At 62.8% G+C, this 16,409-nt stretch carries 17 protein-coding genes; 9 read left to right on the top strand and 8 right to left on the bottom strand.

Going from position 1 to position 16,409, the window contains the following annotated elements:
- Positions 1 to 39: 39 nt before the first annotated feature.
- Entirely contained in the window at positions 40 to 261 is a 222-nt protein-coding gene (locus tag ACVMIM_RS18500; protein WP_476113743.1) for a cupin domain-containing protein, read from the top strand.
- An 81-nt stretch (positions 262 to 342) separates the two neighbouring features.
- On the opposite strand, the gene ACVMIM_RS18495 is transcribed toward ACVMIM_RS18500, so the two are convergent.
- Positions 343 to 498 carry a hypothetical protein gene (locus ACVMIM_RS18495; protein WP_476113742.1) on the bottom strand — a complete coding sequence of 52 codons (156 nt, stop codon included), beginning with the start codon at positions 496 to 498 and terminating at the stop codon, positions 343 to 345.
- A 286-nt stretch (positions 499 to 784) separates the two neighbouring features.
- Here ACVMIM_RS18495 and fumC point away from each other — a divergent pair, with 286 nt between their 5' ends.
- The 3 genes from fumC to ACVMIM_RS18480 all read left to right on the top strand — a co-directional run bounded on the left by fumC (position 785) and on the right by ACVMIM_RS18480 (position 3,459).
- A complete protein-coding gene (gene fumC, locus ACVMIM_RS18490) occupies positions 785 to 2,182 on the top strand; it encodes a class II fumarate hydratase (RefSeq protein WP_476113740.1) in 1,398 nt (465 codons plus the stop codon).
- A 209-nt stretch (positions 2,183 to 2,391) separates the two neighbouring features.
- A complete protein-coding gene (locus ACVMIM_RS18485; RefSeq protein WP_041001185.1) occupies positions 2,392 to 2,808 on the top strand; it encodes a DoxX family protein in 417 nt (138 codons plus the stop codon).
- Between the two features lie 195 nt (positions 2,809 to 3,003).
- Positions 3,004 to 3,459, top strand: a complete 456-nt coding sequence (locus ACVMIM_RS18480; protein WP_476113738.1) for a DoxX family protein — start codon at positions 3,004 to 3,006, stop codon at positions 3,457 to 3,459.
- Here the strand turns inward: ACVMIM_RS18480 and ppx are convergent.
- Entirely contained in the window at positions 3,452 to 4,987 is a 1,536-nt protein-coding gene (ppx, locus tag ACVMIM_RS18475) for an exopolyphosphatase (protein WP_476113737.1), read from the bottom strand. The genes ACVMIM_RS18480 and ppx overlap by 8 nt on opposite strands.
- The gene (locus ACVMIM_RS18470; RefSeq protein WP_476113735.1) at positions 4,984 to 7,179 is read right to left on the bottom strand and encodes an RNA degradosome polyphosphate kinase; all 2,196 of its coding nucleotides are present in this window, start codon (positions 7,177 to 7,179) and stop codon (positions 4,984 to 4,986) included. The genes ppx and ACVMIM_RS18470 overlap by 4 nt, the downstream gene beginning before the upstream one ends.
- A gap of 248 nt (positions 7,180 to 7,427) precedes the next feature.
- Here ACVMIM_RS18470 and ACVMIM_RS18465 point away from each other — a divergent pair, with 248 nt between their 5' ends.
- From ACVMIM_RS18465 to ACVMIM_RS18450, 4 genes are all read left to right on the top strand, one after another.
- The gene (locus tag ACVMIM_RS18465) at positions 7,428 to 7,673 is read left to right on the top strand and encodes a zinc-finger domain-containing protein (RefSeq protein ID WP_041002613.1); all 246 of its coding nucleotides are present in this window, start codon (positions 7,428 to 7,430) and stop codon (positions 7,671 to 7,673) included.
- Between the two features lie 15 nt (positions 7,674 to 7,688).
- Positions 7,689 to 8,921: an FAD-dependent monooxygenase gene (locus ACVMIM_RS18460; RefSeq protein WP_476113733.1), complete on the top strand. Its 1,233-nt coding sequence runs from the start codon at positions 7,689 to 7,691 to the stop codon at positions 8,919 to 8,921.
- Between the two features lie 63 nt (positions 8,922 to 8,984).
- Entirely contained in the window at positions 8,985 to 9,284 is a 300-nt protein-coding gene (locus tag ACVMIM_RS18455) for a BrnT family toxin (protein WP_082045227.1), read from the top strand.
- A complete protein-coding gene (locus ACVMIM_RS18450) occupies positions 9,262 to 9,585 on the top strand; it encodes a BrnA antitoxin family protein (protein ID WP_476113732.1) in 324 nt (107 codons plus the stop codon). Before ACVMIM_RS18455 ends, ACVMIM_RS18450 begins: the two co-directional genes overlap by 23 nt.
- 8 nt (positions 9,586 to 9,593) lie before the next feature.
- Here ACVMIM_RS18450 and ACVMIM_RS18445 read toward each other — a convergent pair whose 3' ends face one another.
- The 5 genes from ACVMIM_RS18445 to ACVMIM_RS18425 all read right to left on the bottom strand — a co-directional run bounded on the left by ACVMIM_RS18445 (position 9,594) and on the right by ACVMIM_RS18425 (position 14,684).
- Positions 9,594 to 10,259, bottom strand: coding sequence for a TIGR02117 family protein (locus ACVMIM_RS18445; RefSeq protein ID WP_041002615.1), 666 nt, complete (start codon positions 10,257 to 10,259; stop codon positions 9,594 to 9,596).
- Positions 10,260 to 10,361: 102 nt separating this feature from the next.
- Positions 10,362 to 11,165, bottom strand: a complete 804-nt coding sequence (locus ACVMIM_RS18440) for an amino acid ABC transporter ATP-binding protein (protein ID WP_052457670.1) — start codon at positions 11,163 to 11,165, stop codon at positions 10,362 to 10,364.
- Positions 11,166 to 11,243: 78 nt separating this feature from the next.
- The gene (locus ACVMIM_RS18435; RefSeq protein WP_476113729.1) at positions 11,244 to 12,401 is read right to left on the bottom strand and encodes an amino acid ABC transporter permease; all 1,158 of its coding nucleotides are present in this window, start codon (positions 12,399 to 12,401) and stop codon (positions 11,244 to 11,246) included.
- A gap of 4 nt (positions 12,402 to 12,405) precedes the next feature.
- On the bottom strand, positions 12,406 to 13,593 hold the full coding sequence (locus tag ACVMIM_RS18430) for an amino acid ABC transporter permease (RefSeq protein WP_476113728.1): 1,188 nt from the start codon (positions 13,591 to 13,593) through the stop codon (positions 12,406 to 12,408).
- 62 nt (positions 13,594 to 13,655) lie between these two features.
- The gene (locus ACVMIM_RS18425) at positions 13,656 to 14,684 is read right to left on the bottom strand and encodes an amino acid ABC transporter substrate-binding protein (RefSeq protein WP_041001199.1); all 1,029 of its coding nucleotides are present in this window, start codon (positions 14,682 to 14,684) and stop codon (positions 13,656 to 13,658) included.
- Positions 14,685 to 15,166: 482 nt separating this feature from the next.
- Between ACVMIM_RS18425 and ACVMIM_RS18420 the strand changes: the two genes are divergently transcribed.
- A complete protein-coding gene (locus tag ACVMIM_RS18420; RefSeq protein WP_476113727.1) occupies positions 15,167 to 16,339 on the top strand; it encodes a cystathionine beta-lyase in 1,173 nt (390 codons plus the stop codon).
- The last annotated feature ends 70 nt before the right edge of the window (positions 16,340 to 16,409 follow it).

Genomic DNA, 16,409 nt, shown 5'->3' with positions numbered 1-16,409 from the left:
ACCGAGGCCGTTTCGACGGCACCGGAAGGGAGAGCAATCATGACAATGATCAACAGGACCATCGCAGGCAAGGAACTCCTCTGGTTCAACAACACGCTCGTCGTTATCCAGGTCTCGTCGGCCGACGGCGAGGACGGCGTATGCGTCATCGAGCACCGCCTGCCCCATGGCGATTCACCGCCGCTGCATGTGCACCGGAACGAGGACGAGGTGTTCCACATCCTCGAAGGACGCATGCGGTTTTCAGATCAACGGCCATGAACGGATCGTCGGCGCAGGCGAGACCGTCATCGCGCCGAAGGGCCTGCCGCATACTTTCAAGGTCGAATCCCCGCAAGGCGCTCACACGCTTACCATCACGCGCGGCTCCGGTTTCGAGACCATGGTTCGCCAGGCAAGCCGGCCGGCAGCGCGGCCGGGCCTGCCGCCGCCGGCGGAGCCGACGCCTGAGATGGTCGCGGCGTTGACGAGACTATGTGGAGAGAACGGCATCGACATTCTCGGACCGCCGATGGCGTGAGCAATCTCCCCCTCGAGCGGAAGATGGCCGGCAGGCCAGAGAGGTCATCTCGATATCTTGGGAAGCGAACAGAGGTTGGCGCTTCACGCGCGGCGCCACCCCTCTGTGGCCTTCGGCGACATCTCTCCCTTGAGGTCCCATCACGGGGGAGTTTGCCGGCGCTACCTTCAAACGATTTGCATCTTCCCTGCGCGGAATCTCCGCTTGATGCCGTTTGTGCAACGCGATACGCCCTTGCCCAAATCGACAGACCGGAGACTTGCCGTGAGCGCTGAAAAGACCAGAACCGAAACCGATACGTTCGGCCCCATCGAGGTGGCGGCCGACCGATATTGGGGCGCGCAGGCGCAGCGTTCGCTGGGCAATTTCAAGATCGGCTGGGAAAAGCAGCCGGCTTCGATCGTGCGCGCGCTCGGCATCGTCAAGCGCGCCGCGGCCGAGGTAAACATGGAGATGAAGCGGCTCGATCCCGCCATCGGCAAGGCGATCGTCGAGGCGGCGCAGGAAGTCATCGACGGCAAGCTCCACGACCATTTTCCGCTGGTGGTGTGGCAGACAGGCTCCGGCACGCAATCCAACATGAACGCCAACGAGGTGATCTCCAACCGGGCGATCGAGATGCTCGGCGGCGTGATGGGTTCGAAGAAGCCGGTGCATCCCAACGACCACGTCAATATGAGCCAGTCGTCCAACGACACCTATCCGACGGCCATGCACATCGCCTGTGCCGAGCGGGTCGTGCATCACCTGATCCCTGCCTTGCATCACCTGCACAAGGCGCTCGACGCCAAGGCCCGCGCCTTCAACCACATCATCAAGATCGGCCGCACGCACACGCAGGACGCCACGCCGCTGACGCTCGGTCAGGAGTTTTCCGGCTATGCCGCGCAGGTCGCCTCGTCGATCAAGCGCATCGAGCAGACGCTGCCCGGCCTGCAGGAGCTGGCGCAAGGCGGCACCGCCGTCGGAACGGGCCTTAACGCGCCGGTCGGCTTCGCGGAAAAGGTAGCGGACCGTATAGCCGCCATCACCGGCATCGCCTTCGTGACCGCGCCAAACAAGTTCGAGGCGCTCGCGGCGCACGATTCCATGGTGTTCTCGCATGGCGCGATCAACGCGGCCGCCGCGGCGCTGTTCAAAATCGCCAACGACATCCGCCTGCTCGGCTCCGGCCCGCGTTCGGGCCTGGGCGAGCTCTCGCTGCCGGAAAACGAGCCGGGCTCCTCGATCATGCCGGGCAAGGTCAATCCGACCCAGTGCGAGGCGCTGACGCAGGTTTGCGTGCAGGTGTTCGGCAACAATGCAGCACTCACCTTCGCCGGCAGCCAGGGCCATTTCGAGCTCAATGTCTATAACCCGCTGATGGCCTATAATTTCCTGCAGTCGGTGCAGTTGCTGGCCGATGCCTCCGTATCCTTCACCGACAATTGCGTGGTGGGCATCGAGGCGCGTGAGGACAACATCAAGGCCGCGCTGGAGCGCTCGCTGATGCTGGTGACGGCGCTGGCGCCCACCATCGGTTATGACAACGCCGCCAAGATCGCCAAGGCCGCGCACAAGAACGGCACGACCTTGCGCGAGGAGGCCTTGGCTACCGGTCTGGTCAGCGAAGCCGATTACGACCGGCTGGTGCGGCCGGAGGACATGACGCATCCGGGCTGAGGGCCGCTTCCTATCCAGGGTGGAGCCGAGGAGACATTTTGCGGTGGGAGAATTTGCTCCCGCCGCTCATTGCCGCGGCATGGATTTCGCGCAAACCGCAGACCAGTAGGACATAGGTTCTGTGAACAATGTGTCGCCACATAGGCGGCTTTTTGTGAACAGTCTCCATCGTTTATCTGACGACCATTCAACCCACTCGGAGAACCGCCATGTCCATCAACTCTTCCGTCGCCGGCACCGCGCCCAATGGTTCCGTAACGATCCTGCTCGGCCGCATCCTGCTTGCCGTCATCTTCCTGCTTTCCGGCTTCGGCAAGCTCACCGCCATTTCCGGCACCGCCGGCTATTTCGGCGCTCTCGGCCTTCCGGTGCCGACCGTCACCGCCGTTGTCGTCGGCCTGATCGAACTGCTTGGCGGCCTTGCCATCCTCCTAGGCTTCCAGACCCGCATCGCCGCCTGGGTACTCGCCATCTTCACGATCGCCACTGGCTTGGTCGCGCATACCGGCTGGGCCGACCAGATGCAGATGATCCAGTTCCTCAAGAACCTCGCCATCACCGGCGGCTTCATCCTGCTCGCCTCGTCCGGCGCCGGCGCCTATTCGATCGACGCCAAGCGCGCCTGAAGTTTTTTGTCTGACGCAATTCCGAACGGAAGGTTACGGCGAAGTCGCCGAACCTAAACGCTTCACACTTTTCCTGGAATTGCTTGGCCTCCCAAGCCTTGAACGCGAGCGGCGGCGGAATTTTCCGCGCCGCTTTTTCGTTGCAGGCGTAGACTGCGCCGGCAGCCAGCGTCATGCGCCGGCAAGGGAGGTGCCATGTTTCGCAACGCGTTGCTTCTGGTCTCGCGGCTCCTTCTTGCCGCGCTCTTCGTGCCGTCGGGTTTCCAGGCGCTCACCAATATCGCCGGCACGATCAATTATTTCGCCGGGCTCCGGCTGCCGCAGCCGACCTTGGCCGCCTGGGGCACCGGCCTGTTCGAGCTGGTTGCCGGGCTTTTGATCCTCGTCGGCTTCCAGACGCGGATCGTGGCGCTTCTGCTTGCCGCCTTCTGCATCGTGGCCAGCTTCATCGGCCATTACGGCCAAGGCGGCGACGACGCGACGCTTGCCTTCCTGCACCAGCAAATGCTGATGAAGGACATCGCCCTTGCCGGTGGCTTCCTGGCGCTTGCCATGGCCGGCGCCGGCGCATGGTCGGCCGACGGGCGTGGCTTCGGGGATCGGCGCCGAGGCGACCTGAGCCGGACCTATTCGGCAGAAAACCCTACTTGACGGAAATGCTTGGGCCGCCGTCGACCGCCAGCACGAGCCGGCGGTTGGTGATGCGCGCGAGCTGCGCCAGCCGGCCGGCAGGCCGCTCGCCATAGAGATCGGAGAGCGAGGCCGGCAGCACCAGCGCCAGCGCGCCGTTGCCGCGGCTTTCCCATTTCAGCCGCGGCATGACGCCGGGCATTGCGGCCGTCAGCAGGTAGACCACCCGCATCATCGCGGCCAACACGCGGGCGCGCTCGAGCAGGCGCGGCGGCGCCAGCGCCTTAATCTCGGGTGCGATGGTGTCGTTGAAGATGCCGTCATGGCGATAGGCGTTGGCCAGAGCCAGATAGGCGCGGCCGGGATGGTCGACACCGATGAAGGAGGCATGCGCGATGATGTTGAGCGACTGCCTGCCGCGGTATTCAGGATGCGCGCGCCAGCCGATATCGGCAAGCAGGCAGGCTGCATGGCGGTAGCGCGCCTCGTCTTCGGTCTCGTCAATGCCGAAGGCCTTGAACGCCTTGCCAGTCCACTCGACCAGATCATACGCGTGGTGCACCGAGCGCGAGCGCAACAGCGCCAGTTCCTCGGCAGCCGAAATCAGCGGATCGGATTTCTGCTCCTCGGCGTCGAGCAGCGAATAAAGAAAGCCCTCGCGCACGCCCTGCGCCGAAACGACGATCTTCGAGGGCTGCATCGCCGCCATGATCTCCTGCAGCACGACCGCGCCGTAGGGCAGCAGCGAGCGGCGGTTCTTGGAAACGCCCTCGATGCCGCGCACCTTCTCGACCTCGCCCTTGGCCACCTGCTTCAGAAAAGCCTGCGCGCTGTCGGCCGAAATCTCGTAGTGATGCATGACGCCAAGTGGATAGTTGGTCATCTCCATATGCAGCCTGGCGAGGTTTCGCCATGTGCCGCCGACGGCATAGAAGACCCTGCCCTGCCCGCCTTTGAGCAGCTTTGCCCGCGCCAGTTCCTGACGCGCGATCTTCTGTGCCTGAACGAGCGAGTTCTTCGCCATGTCCTGCAGGCGCAGGCCGCCGAGCGGCAGTGTAATGCCGTCGCCGATCGCCTCGCGATTGATGTCGATCAGCTCAAGGCTGCCGCCGCCAAGGTCGCCGGCGATGCCGTTGGCCGGATGGAAGCCGGAAATGACGCCGAGCGCCGAATAATAAGCTTCCTGGCGGCCGGTGAGCACGCGGATCTCGGTCTTCAGCACGTCCTCGGCGCGATGGATGAAATCGGGGCCGTTGCCAGCCTCGCGCGCCGCGGCGGTGGCCAGCACATAGATGTGCTCGGCGCCCGCCTGATCCGACAGCGCGCGGAACCGGCGGAATTCCTCCATCGAGCGCGTCACGGCCTCGGGGTCGAGCTTGCCCGTCGAAACGATACCGCGGCCGAGGCCGGCCAGCATCTTCTCGTTGAACAGAAGCGTGGGCGAGCGCGCCAGCCCCTCATAGACGACAAGACGGATCGAGTTCGATCCAATGTCGATGATCGATAGCGGCCGCCGGTCCTGAAGCCGGCCCTGGGAGACTGCAATCACGCGGCGGCGTTCTTCTTGCGGCGCTTGAACTGGGCGATGCGCTTGGGCGCATGTGACTTCAGCGCGTCGCCCCGTCCGGAGAGGCTCGGATTGGTCATGAAATATTCCTGCGCGTTGAACGGTTCCTCGCCCTCTTCCAGCACAACGCGCCGGGAGGTGCCGTCAGCCAATACGTCGAAACTTTGCTGATTGTCCATGACATTGCCCAGCATGATCTGGCCAAGCACCTGTTCATGCACAGTTGGATTGGTGATGGGCACCAGGGTCTCGACGCGGCGGTCGAGATTGCGCGGCATCATGTCGGCGGACGAGATGTAGACGATCGCCTCGTCCGACGGCAGGCCATGGCCGTTGCCGAAGCAGAAGATGCGGCTGTGCTCGAGGAAACGGCCGACGATCGATTTCACCCTTATGTTCTCGGAAAGGCCCGGCACCTGCGGCCTCAGGCAGCAGATGCCGCGCACGACGAGGTCGATCTCGACGCCGGCGCGGCTGGCGTCGTAGAGCGCATCGATGACGATCGGGTCGACCAGCGCGTTCATCTTCATCCAGATGCGGGCCGGCCGTCCCTCGCGCGCATGGATGACTTCCTCGGCGATGTGCCTCAGGATGCGCTTGCGCAGCGTGAACGGCGACACGGCAAGCCGCATCTCCTCGGCCGGTTCGGCATAGCCGGTGATGAAGTTGAAGATCTGGGCGACATCGCGCGCGATGGTCGGATCGGTGGTGAAGAAGGACAGGTCGGTATAGATGCGGGCCGTGACCGGATGATAGTTGCCGGTGCCGAGATGGACGTAATTGCGCAGCCTTCCGTCCTCGCGGCGCACGATCAAGGACATCTTGGCATGCGTCTTCAGCTCCAGGAAGCCGAACACGACCTGGACGCCGGCGCGTTCGAGGTCGCGCGCCCAGCGGATGTTGGCCTCCTCGTCGAAGCGCGCCTTGAGCTCGACCAACGCCGTCACCGACTTGCCGGCCTCGGCGGCGTCGATCAGCGCGCGCACGATCGGGCTGTCATTCGAGGTGCGGTAGAGCGTCTGCTTGATCGCCACCACTTCCGGATCGGCGGCGGCCTGGCGCAGGAACTGCACCACCACGTCGAAGGACTCGTAAGGGTGGTGGACGATGATGTCCTTCTCGCGGATGGCGGCCAGGCAGTCGCCGCCATGCTCGCGGATGCGCTCGGGGAAGCGCGGATTGTAGGGTGTGAACTTCAGGTCGTCGCGCGGAATGGCGACGATCTCGGAAATCTGGTTGAGCGCGAGTGGGCCGGTCAGAACACTGATGCGGCTCGCCGAGACACCGAGCTCGCCGGCGACGAAATCGCGCAATTCCGCCGGCATCAGCGTGTCGAATTCGATCCGGATCACCGAACCGCGCCGGCGCCGCTTCAGCGCCGTCTCGAACAGGCGCACGAGATCTTCCGACTCTTCCTCGACCTCGATATCGCTGTCGCGGATGATGCGGAACGTGCCCGAACCCTTGACCTCGTAGCCAGGGAAAAGCTTGCCGATATAGATGCCGACCGCTTCCTCCAGTGGGATGAAGCGGACATGATGCTTGCGGTCCGGAAGACGGATGAAGCGCCTGAGCGCCACCGGCAGGCGCAAGAGCGCGCTCATCTCCTCGCCGTTCTTGCGATGGCGCAGTTGCAGCGCGATGGAAAAGCCGAGATTGGGAATGAACGGGAACGGATGCGCCGGGTCGATCGACAGCGGCGTCAGCACTGGGAAGACCTGTTCCTGGAAATGCTCTTCCAGCCAGGCCTTCTCATCCTTGGTGAGGGCATCGCGGGTGATGCTTTCGATGCCTTCCTTGTTGAGCAAGGTCATCAGCGCCGAGAGGCTCTTCTGCTGGTCCTCCTGCAGGCGCTCGACCTCGCGCAGCAATTGCTCAAGCTGCTGCTCAGGCGTGCGGCCGTCCGGGCTCTTCAGAGCAATGCCCTCACGCACCTGGCCGGCAAGGCCGGCGACGCGCACCATGAAGAACTCGTCGAGATTGGCGGCCGAGATCGACAGGAAGCGGACGCGTTCGAGCAGCGGATGATGCTCGTTCAGCGATTCCTCCAGCACGCGGCGGTTGAATTGCAGCCAGGAGAACTCGCGGTTGACGAAACGGTCGGGATTGCCGCCCTCCGGGCTTGCCGCCTCGACAGTGATGAACTCGCTCTGCACCGGCTTCAGTTCGTTCATGTTTTCCGCTCTTGCCCGCAATCGTCCCTGCGCGCCGCATACTGCCGTTCGGCGACGCTCTAGCACTTCTTTGTGACGCATGATCGTCACGGAATCGCTCCGCGCCCGGCCTTATGCGCTTAACCGGCTCAACTTATCCTCTGACAGGCTTTTGCGACAGTTTGATTTCATCGATCTTGCAAACTGGCCTGTTATGCTCCAGATGCAGGCTGGTCACATCCACTGGCCGAACCCAATTGGAGACGATGATGGCAGGCGGCAGCATTCCCCATTTCCAGAACGACGCGGGCCATCCGGTTATCGAGATCGGCGTCAAGGAATTCATGTGCACGGGCGCCAACCCGCCTTTCGATCATCCGCATGTGTTCCTCGACATGGGCGACGACAACGAGAAGGTCTGCCCCTACTGCTCGACACTCTACCGCTATTCGCAGTCGCTGAAGGCGACGGAAACGCAGCCGGCCGGCTGCCTCTATGTCGACCAGGCCGCCTGATCGTCCTTTGCCACCATGACTGAGACACGGTCCCGGCAAATCGTCATCGCCGGGGCTGGCATCGCCGGACTGACGGCGGCGCTTGCCTTTGCCGAGCGTGGCTTCCCGGTAAGATTGTTCGAGCAGGCCAGGCAACTCGAAGCGACCGGCGCCGGTCTCCAGCTTTCTCCCAACGCAACCCGCATCCTGCGCCGGCTCGGCGTGCTCGGTCGCCTGCTGCCCGAGGCGATCCGGCCGCAAGCGGTGGTGCTAAAGGACGCAAGGAGCCTGCGCGAGCTTGCGCGCGTGCCGCTTGGAGAAGCCGCAGAAAAGCGCTGGGGTGCGCCCTATCTTGTGGCGCACCGCGCCGACCTGCAGGCGGCGCTGATGGCGGCAGTGGCGGAACGGGCCGACATCGAGCTTTTCACCGGCGCGCGCGTGACCAACATCGCCATCGGCCCTCAAGGCGTCACCGCCACTGTCGAGATCGACGGCAAAGCGACGGATGTCGCTTGCGGCCTGCTGGTCGCAGCTGACGGCGTCTGGTCCTCGGTTCGCGCCGGGCTTGCCCGGACGGCCGGCTTTGTGGCAAGCCGCTTTTCCGGCGAGCTCGCCTGGCGCGCGACTGTCCCGGCGGAAAGCGCCGCCGGCCAGACCTTTATACAAATCGGCGCGACCGATTGCGTCACCATCTTCCTGCACCCCGGCTTCCACATGGTCGCCTATCCGGTGAGCAAGGGCAGCTCCTTCAATCTGGCGGCCTTCACCAAGGGCGAGCGCATCGCCGAAGGCTGGTCCGGCCATGCGGACCCGGCCATCCTTTCGGCCGCCATGCGCGGCACGGCGGCAACGCTGGCGAAGCTGGCGGCGCTTGCCGGGCCGTGGACGGCCTTCCCCATCCACACGGTCGCGCAGCGGCGCTGGACGATGCAGGAGGGCATCGCGCTGATCGGCGACGCCGCACATGCCATGACGCCGTTCGCGGCGCAGGGGGCGGCCATGGCGATCGAGGACGCCGCGACGCTTGCCAATCTCGTTGCCGATTTTCCGGGTGATCCGAGGCAGAGCCTGACTGTCTGGGAGAATCTCAGGCGCCCGCGCGTCGAAAAGGTGCTGAAACGCGGCGCCCTCAATCGCTTGGCCTGGCATGCCAGGGGGCCAGTCGCGGTTGCCCGCAATCTGGTGCTTGCTACGCGGCCGGCGGAGAAGCTCGCCGCCGACCTGGACTGGCTCTACGGGTGGGAGGAGCGGACCGTTATGAGGCGGTGAATCACTGCAACCAGCCAACTTGACGCAGGGGCTATTTGTAGTTACATTTTTGTGGTTACGCATATGGAAGGATTGAGATTTGAATGGGATCTGGAAAAGGCCAGATCCAATTTGCGCAAGCACGGTGTGAGTTTTGAGACAGCCATTCGCGTTTTCTCTGATCCGTTCGCCTTGACTGAACAAGACAGGGTGGAAGGCAATGAGTATCGCTGGCAAACCGTAGGTGTGATCGAAGGCATGCTTGTTTTGTTGGTTGCCCATGCCGATCGAGAAGAAGGTGGCTTCGACGTGATCCGCATCATTTCAGCGCGGCGGGCAACAACGAGAGAAAGAAGACGCTATGCGGAAAATCGTTCGGTATAAATTCGATCCTGCAAACCCACCCCCGCTGACCGAAACTCAGAAAGCGGAAATCGCTGCGCTGAAGGCGCGTTCGGAGAATAATGTCGATACGACTGACATCCCCGAATTGACCGAAGAATTCTGGCAGAGCGCTGCCCGAAACCCGTATTTCAAACCGGTCAAGCAGCAACTGACCCTACGTCTCGATTCCGATGTCGTTGCTTGGTTCAAGCAGCACACGCCGGAAGGTCGTGGCTATCAAAGCGCGATCAACAAGGCATTGCGCGAATATGTTACGAAGCAGGATCGCAAGGCCAGCTGATACAGAGGCTAATTATACAGGCTCAATGACCATCCCAGCGATACCGGCAGCGGGTTCCACCAGCCAGTGCGCAGCCCGGCGATGCGCAGTGCCGCCGCCGTCCAGGTGTTGCAGCCGGCCAGAGCGTTGAAATTCCCGTTGGCCTCGTAAAAACGGTCAAAGCTGGAATAGCCGGCGTTCTCGATGACAACAGGCCCGTCCGGCCCCTGCTGAAAACTCACGGCGATGTAATCGAGTAGCGCCGAAAAATGCGCCTCGTCGACATCAAAACCAGCGACGTCTGGATGCTGCTCCTTGATCGCACCCGCGACATCGACATGCATCACCGAGGCGTCGAGCGTCAGCGCCTTCAGAACCGGCGCGGCCTTCAGCTGCGACCAAGTCGGCGTCTCCAGATAGAAGGCTCGGCCGCCCCAGCCGAAGACAATGAAACGCGCCCCCGGCGCCTCTATCGGCAGGCCGGCACCGGCCAGGAAGGCGAAGCGCCGGCGCACGCCGTCATCGAGGGGCACGGCGATGTCGGTGTGGATCGGGTTCTTTAGCACAAGGATGTGCCGCGTGCCCTCACCTTCTGCGGCGGCCGGCCAGAGCGGGCGCGGTATCACCGTGCCGAGCGCGGCGGCAACAAGCACCGCGGCAACCAGCACGGCCAGGAAACGCCAAAGCTTTCTCATCAAGGTGCGACCGGTCCCGCCCATCGAGCCAACTACCGCCCCCGATAGCAAAAAAAGCCCGGCCGTTTCACGGCCGGGCTTTTTGAATTGGCGTCGGATCGCTCAGTGCAGGATCTGCGACAAGAAGAGCTTCGTGCGCTCATGGCGCGGATGATCGAAGAATTCGGCTGGCGTGTTCTGCTCGACGATCTGGCCCTGATCCATGAAGATCACCCGGTTGGCGACCTTGCGGGCAAAGCCCATTTCGTGGGTGACGCAAAGCATGGTCATGCCTTCCTCGGCAAGGCCAACCATCGTCTCCAGCACTTCCTTGATCATTTCGGGATCGAGCGCCGAGGTCGGCTCGTCGAACAGCATGATGCGCGGATTCATACACAGCGAGCGCGCAATCGCCACGCGCTGCTGCTGGCCGCCGGAGAGCTGACCCGGATATTTGTTGGCCTGCTCCGGGATCTTGACGCGCTTGAGGAAATGCATGGCGATTTCCTCGGCCTGCTTCTTCGGCATCTTGCGCACCCAGATCGGCGCCAGCGTGCAGTTTTCCAGGATGGTGAGATGCGGGAAAAGGTTGAAGTGCTGGAACACCATGCCGACCTCCCGGCGCACCTCATCGATCTTCTTCAGATCGTTGGTGAGCTCCTTGCCGTCGACGATGATCTTACCCTTCTGGTGCTCCTCCAGCCGGTTGATGCAGCGGATCATGGTCGACTTGCCGGAGCCGGACGGACCGCAGATGACGATGCGCTCGCCGCGCATCACCTTCAGATTGATGTCCTTCAGCACGTGGAACTCGCCATACCATTTGTGCATGCCGACGATGTCGATGGCGACATCGGTGGTCGAGACATGCATCTTTCCGGCATTGACCTTGAGGTCTTCCGCGCTGACGGCGTTTTCGGTGGCCATGGCCAATTCCCCTTTTATCGTTGCGTTTGATGCATGTCGTTATCCCCAAAACCGCTACACACTTTTGGGCGGCATGCATCAGCGTCTGTAGCCGGTGTCGAGCCGGCGTTCGGTGTACATTGAATAGCGCGACATGCCGAAGCACAACAGCCAGAAAACGAAGGCGGCAAAGATGAGGCCGGACTTCGGAGTCTGGGGCGTCGCCCAGTTCGGGTCGGCAAAGTTCTGCTTCACCACGCCGAGCAGGTCGAACATCGAGATGATCAGGACCAGACTGGTGTCCTTGAGCATACCGATGAAGGTGTTGACGATGCCTGGGATGACCAGCTTCAGCGCCTGCGGCAGCACGATCAGGCCCATCTTCTGCCAGTAGCCGAGGCCGAGCGAATCGGCGCCCTCATACTGGCCCCTGGGAATCGCCTGCAGGCCGCCGCGCACCACTTCGGCCATATAGGCGGCGGCAAACAGCGACACGCCGATCAACGCGCGCAGATATTTGTCAAAGGTGACGCCCGCGGGCAGGAACAGCGGCAGCATGACGCTGGCGAAGAACAGCACCGTGATCAATGGAATGCCGCGCACCGTCTCGATGAAGGCGACGCAGAGCCATTTGACGATCGGCATCTTCGAACGGCGCCCGAGCGCCAGCATGATGCCCAAAGGCAGCGACACGGCAATGCCGACGAAAGAGAGGCTGAGCGTCACGAGCAGCCCGCCCCAACGCGGGGTCTCGACATGCGGCAGGCCGAACACGCCGCCGACCAGCAGGAAGAAGGAGACGATCGGCAACGCCACGAAGAGCAGGATTGCATTCAGCCCCTTGCGCGGCACGCGCGGGATGAGCATCGGCACCAGCAACAGCACGAACAGGATGCCGACCAGGATCGGCCGCCAGCGCTCCTCGATCGGATAGGTGCCGAACATCAACTGGCCGAATTTGGCGTTGACGAAGGCCCAGCAGGCGCCAGTCCAGCCGTCGGGCTGGACGCCACCTTGCGAAACGGTAGCACAGACGGTGCGGTCCGGCCCGCTCCAAACGGCATTGATGAAGGCCCAGTTGATGACCTGCGGCAGAATCCAGAGCACAATGGCAATGCCGAGTATGGTGAGGATGGCGTCGCCGACCGAACCGATCAGGTTCTTGCGCACCCAGGCATAGGCGCCATGTTCAGTAGGCGGTGCCGGCTGAGCAAGCGCCATCTCGGTGCGCACCCAGGACATATCGTGTTCCTGCATGGCCCTACCTCTCCACCAGCGCCATTCTGGCGTTGACGATATTCATGACGAAGGACGTCACCAAGCTCAGCACCAGATAGGCGATCATCATGATGAACACGCCCTCGACCGCCTGGCCGGTCTGGTTCAGTACCGTGCCGGCGGTGGCGGTGAGATCGGGATAACCGATGGCTATTGCCAGCGAGGAGTTCTTGGTGAGGTTGAGATATTGGCTGGTGAGCGGCGGGATGACGATGCGCATTGCCTGCGGCACCACCACGAGGCGCATGATCGGACCGGAACGCAGCCCGAGCGCAGCCGCCGCTTCGCTCTGGCCCTTGCTCACGCCCCTGATGCCGGCGCGCACGATCTCGGCGATGAAGGCGGCCGTGTAGAAGGAAAGCGCAAGCAACAGCGACAGGAATTCCGGCTTGACCCAGAAGCCGCCGGTGAGATTGAAGGTCGACTGCTTCGGGAAGTCGAAGGTGAGCGGCATACCGCCGAGAAAGAAGGCGAGCACCGGCAGGCCGACAATAAGCGCCAGGGAGGTCCAGAATACCGGGAATTGCTGGCCGGTCGCCCTCTGCCGCTGACGTGCCTTGTGAGCGACGAACCAAGCCATGGCAATGGCGAGCAGCAATGCCACGCCGATCAGCCAGGAACCATCCCCCCAAATGGCGCGCGGGAAATAGAAGCCGCGCTGGTTGAGGAAGGAGCCGAACGGCAGGTGGATGCTTTCGCGCGGTGGCGGCAGCACGGCGAGCACGCCCGAATACCAGAAGAAGATGACCAGCAGCGGCGGGATGTTGCGGAAGATTTCGACATAGACCGTGCAGATCTTGCGGATCAGCCAGTTCTGCGACAGGCGGCCGATGCCGATGATGAAACCGACAATGGTGGCGATGACGATACCGGCGACGGCGACGATGATGGTGTTGAGAAGGCCCACGATCAGCGCGCGGCCGTAGGTCGCGTCCGAAGTGTAGGCGATCGGCGTGTCGGAAATATCGAAGCCGGCCCTGCTCTTGAGGAACTGAAAGCCAGAGGCGATGTGCAGGCGCTGGAGGTTCTCGATGACGTTGTTGATGATCCACCAGATCGAGCCGAACAGCAGGATCACAACCAGCGTCTGGAAGAACAGGCTGCGTATTCTCGGGTCATTGATGAAGGAGCCGCGGCTCGGCTCCTCGCGAAGTATTTCCTGCGAAGCCATGGACCGTCCCCTGAAAAGAGAAACCGGGAGGCAGACGACCTGCCCCCCGGATCACATTTCAATCAGCGGATCGGCGGGCCATATTGCAAGCCGCCCTTGGTCCACAGCGCGTTGATGCCGCGCGCAATCTTGAGCGGGCTGCCCGAGCCGACATTGCGCTCGAACATTTCGCCGTAGTTGCCGACGGCCTTGACGATGTTGACGACCCAATCGTTGGAGAGGCCGAGATCGGCGCCGTACTTGCCGTCGGGCTCGGTGCCGAGGATACGCTGGATGTTCGGATCGGTCGACGTCTTCATCTCGTCGACATTCGCCTGGGTGATGCCGGCTTCTTCGGCGTTGAGCAGCGCAAAATATGTCCAGCGCGCGATATGCGCCCATTGGTCGTCGCCCTGGCGCACGGCCGGGCCCAACGGCTCCTTGGAGATGATCTCTGGCAGCACGACATGGTCGGCCGGCGAGGACAGTGTCAGGCGGATGCCGTAAAGGCCGGACTGGTCGGTGGTGTAAGCATCGCAGCGGCCTGCGTCATAGGCTGCGTTGACCTCTTCCAGCTTCTCGAACACGACGGGGTTGTATTCCATCTTGTTCTTCTTGAAGTAGTCGGCGAGGTTGAGCTCGGTCGTGGTGCCGCTCTGCACGCAGACGGCGGCGCCCGAAAGCTGCAGCGCGGAGTTCACGCCCGGCAGCTTCTTGGCGTTGATCATGAAGCCTTGGCCGTCATAGTAGGTGACGCCGACGAAATCGAGGCCGAGCGCGCTGTCGCGGTTGCTGGTCCAGGTGGTGTTGCGCGACAGGATGTCGATCTCGCCCGACTGGAGCGCGGTGAAACGCTCCTTGGCGCTGAGCGGCGTGAACTTAACCTTGGAGCCGTCACCGAAGACGGCGGCCGCCACGGCGCGACAGAAGTCCGCGTCGATGCCCTTCCACTCACCCTTGTCGTCCGGTGCCGAGAAGCCGGCGAGGCCGGTCGAGACGCCGCACTGGATAAAGCCCTTCTGCTTAACGGTGTCGAGCGTGCCGGCCGAAGCGGCGGACGCCATGAACCCGAGCGCGGCGGCGCCAAGGATGCCGATTGCAATGTGTTTCATGACCCACAGACCCTTTTCTGGTTACAGGCGCCCCCTGCTGCCAGGCGACACTGATCTTTTTTCGTTTGTGAATGCAGCTCCCACGTTAAGGCCCACTCCCGGACCCGCATCGGTTACGATGCCTGCCTCCCATTCACGAAACGCATCGAAGGCGATTATTCCTGTGAGGTCAAGGGAAATGACCGAATTGCGACCCGCTTGAAAACCAATTGCCGCAAATGCGTGAATTGCGGACAAGAGCACCATGAAACCGGCAGGCCGTGCAAACAAATCAGTCAAGTTGCGTCGTCCCGAATCGATCGCCGGCGACGAAATCCGCTTCGGCAATAGCTGCAGGTTATTGAGCGCGTGCGCCGCTGGATTGGCCCACCGGAACACCGGCTTTTGGCGGGCCAGGCGCGGTTGCGCGGGCCTTGCCGCCGCTTTATGGCTGGTCCCCTGACATCATTCGACCCCTTATATGAATTGGCTGGCGACGAACCATGGCTAAAGACGATATAGAAATGGGCATCAACACGCTGCTTGCCCATTCCGGCAACAACCCGCGCGATTATTTCGGTTTCGTCAATCCGCCGGTCGTGCATGCCTCGACGGTGCTTTATCCAAACGCGGCATCCATGGCCGGGCGCAGCCAGAAATACACTTACGGCACGCGCGGCACGCCGACGATGGATGCGCTCACGCTCGCGGTCGATGCGCTGGAAGGCTCGGCCGGAACCGTCGCCGTTCCTTCGGGGCTCGCCGCCGTGACCGTGCCGCTGCTCGCCTTCCTTGCCGCGGGCGACCACCTGCTGATCGTCGACAGCGTCTACCACCCGACGCGCCACTTCGCCGATACGATGCTGAAGCGGCTCGGCATCGAGGTCGAATATTACGAACCGCGCGTCGGCGCCGGGATCGCATCTCTGATCAGGCCCAACACCAAGGTGGTGTTCACCGAATCGCCGGGATCGAACACGTATGAGGTGCAGGACATCCCGGCTATCGCCAAGGCAGCGCATGCTGCCGGCGCTATCGTGATGATGGACAACACCTGGGCGACCCCGCTCTACTTCAAGCCGCTCGACCATGGCGTCGATATCTCGATCCATGCGGCGACGAAGTATCCGGCCGGGCATTCCGATGTGCTGCTCGGCCTGGTTTCGGCCAACGAGAGCTGCTGGACGAAGCTCTATGACGGCTTCTGCACGCTCGGGTGCTGCTCCGGTCCCGACGACATCTATCAGGTGCTGCGCGGCCTGCGCACCATGGGGGTGCGGCTCGAGCAGCACCGCAAGAGCGCGCTCGATATCGCGCGGTGGCTCGAGGAGCAGCCAGGTGTCGCGCAAGTGCTGCACCCGGCTCTGGACAGCCATCCCGACCACGCGCTCTGGAAGCGCGATTTCTGCGGCTCGAGCGGTGTCTTCTCGGTCGTGCTCAAGGGCGGCGGGCAGAAGGCGCAGCACGCTTTTCTCGATGCCCTCAAGATCTTCGGGCTCGGCTATTCCTGGGGCGGCTATGAGAGCCTTGCCGTTCCGGTCTTCCTCGGCGACCGCACCATCGCCAAGGGGGCTTACGCCGGCTCGCTGATCCGCCTGCAGATCGGGCTGGAAGATGTCGAGGACCTCAAGGCCGACATTCTCCGCGGCCTGGCCGCGGCGGCTGCCGCCGGATGAGAGGCTGATTGGCGAAAGCTCCCATAGACCGGCAGACAGGCCTCGGCCGAAGCTGTAGCATGGCCCACGC

Source organism: Mesorhizobium sp. USDA 4413 (genome assembly GCF_056280365.1).
This window is presented reverse-complemented; position numbering and strand designations above follow the sequence as displayed.